Consider the following 3,111-nt stretch of genomic DNA (forward strand, 5'->3'; position numbering starts at 1 on the left):
AACGACATGAAGATCGATCCGTACATCCGCACCAAGGGTGAGCGCGCCGGGGAGCCGGGAGCGAGCCTGGAATCGACGCTGATCCACATCGGTCTGATCAAGATCGACGGCACCCAGGTCTATCCGACGAGCCAGGCGCAAGCCGAGGCGCCGCAGGCCGAGGACGCACCCGCGCCCGAAGCCGAGGATGCCGCCGACACCGCTGCCGACCAGCCTATCGAGTCCGCCGAGCGCGAGCCCGCAGGTGAAGTCGAAGAGCAGGAGCCGGCATTGGCTGCTTCGTTCTGATCCGGCATGGCCCCTCACGGGGCCTTGCCTTTTTCCTATTCCTCAAGGAGAAGCATCATGGCAGTCACATCGGCACCCGAGAAATCGGCCACGCCCATCATCGTCCCGGGCCAGCTCGCGCTGCGCACCATTCACGGCCGCAACGGAAAGTTCAACGTTGGCAAGCTCGAATGCCAACTCGGCAAGTTCACGATTAAAGACGCGGAGTTGGAGCAATACCCCGAGGGCAAGTACCAAGGGGAATTCGTTCTTCGCTACATCTTCCTCAAAGGCTATCCGATCAGCGACGGCAGCATGCGTTTCGAGATGCGCGCCAACCTGGACGGTATGACACTTTTCGGCATCGACAAGCTGAGCAAGGCCGAAGCACATAGCTTTGCTCCGCAGGAAGTCGATCCGCTCGATGAAGAGCAAGGGACACAGCCTGCGACAACGCCGGCCAAGCCCGCCAAGGCATCCAGGTCCGCCAAACCTGCACCCGTGCAGACGTCCGCGGACCCGCTGGTCGATACCACGCCCTTCGGCGTGGACGCGCCGCCTGCTGCGGCTGCTGCCCCCGGCAGCACCGAGGATGGCGACGCCGCGCTGTTCGGCCTGTTGTGGCCGCTGGGCGAGTCTGTGAAGCTGGATTCGACCATCGACCGCCGCACCCTGCGCGCGCAGATCGCCCGCCTGGGCGAACTGGGCTACGCGCTGGACTTCAAGACGCAGGAGTGGAGCCGCCAGGCCGAACTGCAACCTGCGTGATTGCAGACACCGCATCCGCGGTGTTCTTCATCCACCCGCCGGGGTTCCTTCCCCATGCGGGGGTGGCCTCGGCTTTCTTCTGGAGGTCTCCATCATGTCCATCATCACTTGCGATACACCCCGTTCCGCGCTGGACGAAACCGCGTGGCGCGCCGTTTGCAAGACGGCCGCCGAGCATGCCCAACGTGGTTGCGGCCTGTCCTGGGATCACTGGGTCACGCTTTTCAGCTCGGAGATCGACGCGCAAGCCAGTCGATTGCCGGAAAGCCAGCGCGTTCATGCGCTGGAAATCGCGACCCAGGAATGGGACTACGCAACACCCGCCGAACGGCAGGAAACCCAGGACTGGCTCGCTGAAAACGGCTGCTGTTCGCATGGGATCACGCTGGGTTGCTGCCCGGCCGGTTGCGGTTCCTAGCCCGCACTGCATTCCATCGCCGCACACGCGGCATTCCATCACCCGCTGGGGGTTCTTCCCCACGGGGAGGCCTCTGGCTCTACATTCTTCAGGAGGCCTCTCATGGGCTGGTATTTCTCTCCCCAATCGCGGTCTGAACTGATCGCGGAACTGATCGCACCGCAGGAGACCGAGCGCGCCAGCGTGAAGGTCATCGCCCACACGCTGCGCGGCAACGTCCTCTGGTCCGTCGCGGAAGTGACGGCCAGGGCCGAAGGCGTGCATCGTGATCTCGCACCGGGCCAGTCCCTGCGCTACATCCGCTGCGATCTTCTGGAGCGCAGCGGCAGCCAATGGGGCTACAAGCCCTTGGACGAGTCCATGCACCCGTACTACTACTCGTGCCCGTTGAGCTACCTCGACATGACGCCGGAGCAGTCCGCCGACTGGCGTGCAGGCGTTCGCGCCTACCACGCGCGGCGGCGCACCCCCACGGCATCCACGGCACCCGCCGCGGCGCTGTTGGCCTGAGTCAGGAGGAACCGACATGGACCCGATCCTGGCTGCGCTCCCCGCCTCACTGTTGAAACTCGTTGAAGGCAGTTTGTCCAACGACGAAGTGTCTTCCGACGAGGAAATGCAGGAGTACTTCATCAGCAACGGCCTTACCGAGGAACAGGCGCGGCAGGCGCTGACCTACCGCGACCAGTACCTCAACAACATCTACCTGGACGGCTTCACGCCGATCACCGCGGTGGACGAGGCGCTTCACTTCAACCCGCACACCCGGCAGTTCGAGCCGGACTGAGCGATTTTCTTCCACCCCCTGGGGCAGTACTTGCCCCGGCGGGCGGTGCTGTTCCCGTTCATCCGAGGACACCACCATGCCCGCAAACACTTCTTCCACGCTGTACCGCATCGACGAATGCCCGGACGTGATGGCCGACGCCTGCGTCGGCGATGACCAGGGCAACCTGATCTTCCTGTCCATCTGGGCGCGCGACACCGCCGTCCAGCAGTTCCTCGCTCGCCTGACCCTCGGGCGCGACGAGCAAGGACTGGACCAGTTCCACGTCATCACCGACCAGGGCGGCAGCGTCCCGGTGTTCGTCGGCAACGTCGATCGCCTGGAAAAGCGCATGACCCGCGCCTACCGGCGAACGCTGTTCGGTTCGCTGTCCAACGTGTGGCTGTTCGACCGGCGTTGCGTGAAGCCCGACAAGGCCAACGCCAGCGCGCTGGCATTGCTGCCACGCGACAGCTCCCACCGGCTTGACCGCCTGTGGATGCTGGTGCGGGACACCTGCCCGTTGCCGCTGCTCGACCACTGGCGCGAGACCGTGCTGGAACTGCTGCAAACCCGCGAGATGCTGGCCCGCCTTCCGTTCGCCCTCGGGCCGTTGGAAGGCCATCGGCTCGCCATCGACGTGCCGGCGCTGACCCTGGCGCTGGGTTCCCTGATCCGAAGTGACGTACTCACCGCCTATCCGTATCCGGCCAAGATTTGGACGCCGGAAGCGGTAGCGGCTTGACCCACCTGCGGAGGCACGCCTTGGCGTGCTTCCGCCATTCCTCCCCGCCAACCAGGAGACTTCCATGGCCCTCATGTTCCCGCGGCTTGCCCGCAATTTCGCCAAGAACGGTTACTACCCGACCGACGAACCCACGCTCGAAAGAGC

At 64.5% G+C, this 3,111-nt stretch carries 6 protein-coding genes; all 6 read left to right on the forward strand.

All coding sequences use genetic code 11. The features are described 5' to 3' along the window. Nucleotides 1-288: DUF3577 domain-containing protein (locus EKA13_RS26555; protein ID WP_125862975.1), on the forward strand; the 288-nt coding region annotated here is incomplete at its 5' end. 57 nt (nt 289-345) lie between these two features. Continuing rightward, nucleotides 346-1,035, forward strand: a complete 690-nt coding sequence (locus tag EKA13_RS26560) for a DUF3275 family protein (RefSeq protein ID WP_009459697.1) — start codon at nt 346-348, stop codon at nt 1,033-1,035. Nucleotides 1,036-1,129: 94 nt separating this feature from the next. Next, entirely contained in the window at nt 1,130-1,453 is a 324-nt protein-coding gene (locus EKA13_RS26565; protein WP_009459695.1) for a hypothetical protein, read from the forward strand. 102 nt (nt 1,454-1,555) lie between these two features. Further along, the gene (locus EKA13_RS26570) at nt 1,556-1,963 is read left to right on the forward strand and encodes a hypothetical protein (RefSeq protein WP_009459693.1); all 408 of its coding nucleotides are present in this window, start codon (nt 1,556-1,558) and stop codon (nt 1,961-1,963) included. Nucleotides 1,964-1,979: 16 nt separating this feature from the next. Then, entirely contained in the window at nt 1,980-2,240 is a 261-nt protein-coding gene (locus tag EKA13_RS26575) for a hypothetical protein (protein WP_009459691.1), read from the forward strand. 76 nt (nt 2,241-2,316) lie between these two features. Continuing rightward, the gene (locus tag EKA13_RS26580; protein WP_019726336.1) at nt 2,317-2,964 is read left to right on the forward strand and encodes a hypothetical protein; all 648 of its coding nucleotides are present in this window, start codon (nt 2,317-2,319) and stop codon (nt 2,962-2,964) included. The last annotated feature ends 147 nt before the right edge of the window (nt 2,965-3,111 follow it).

The organism is Pseudomonas defluvii (genome assembly GCF_001695625.1).
GTDB lineage: Bacteria > Pseudomonadota > Gammaproteobacteria > Pseudomonadales > Pseudomonadaceae > Aquipseudomonas > Aquipseudomonas defluvii.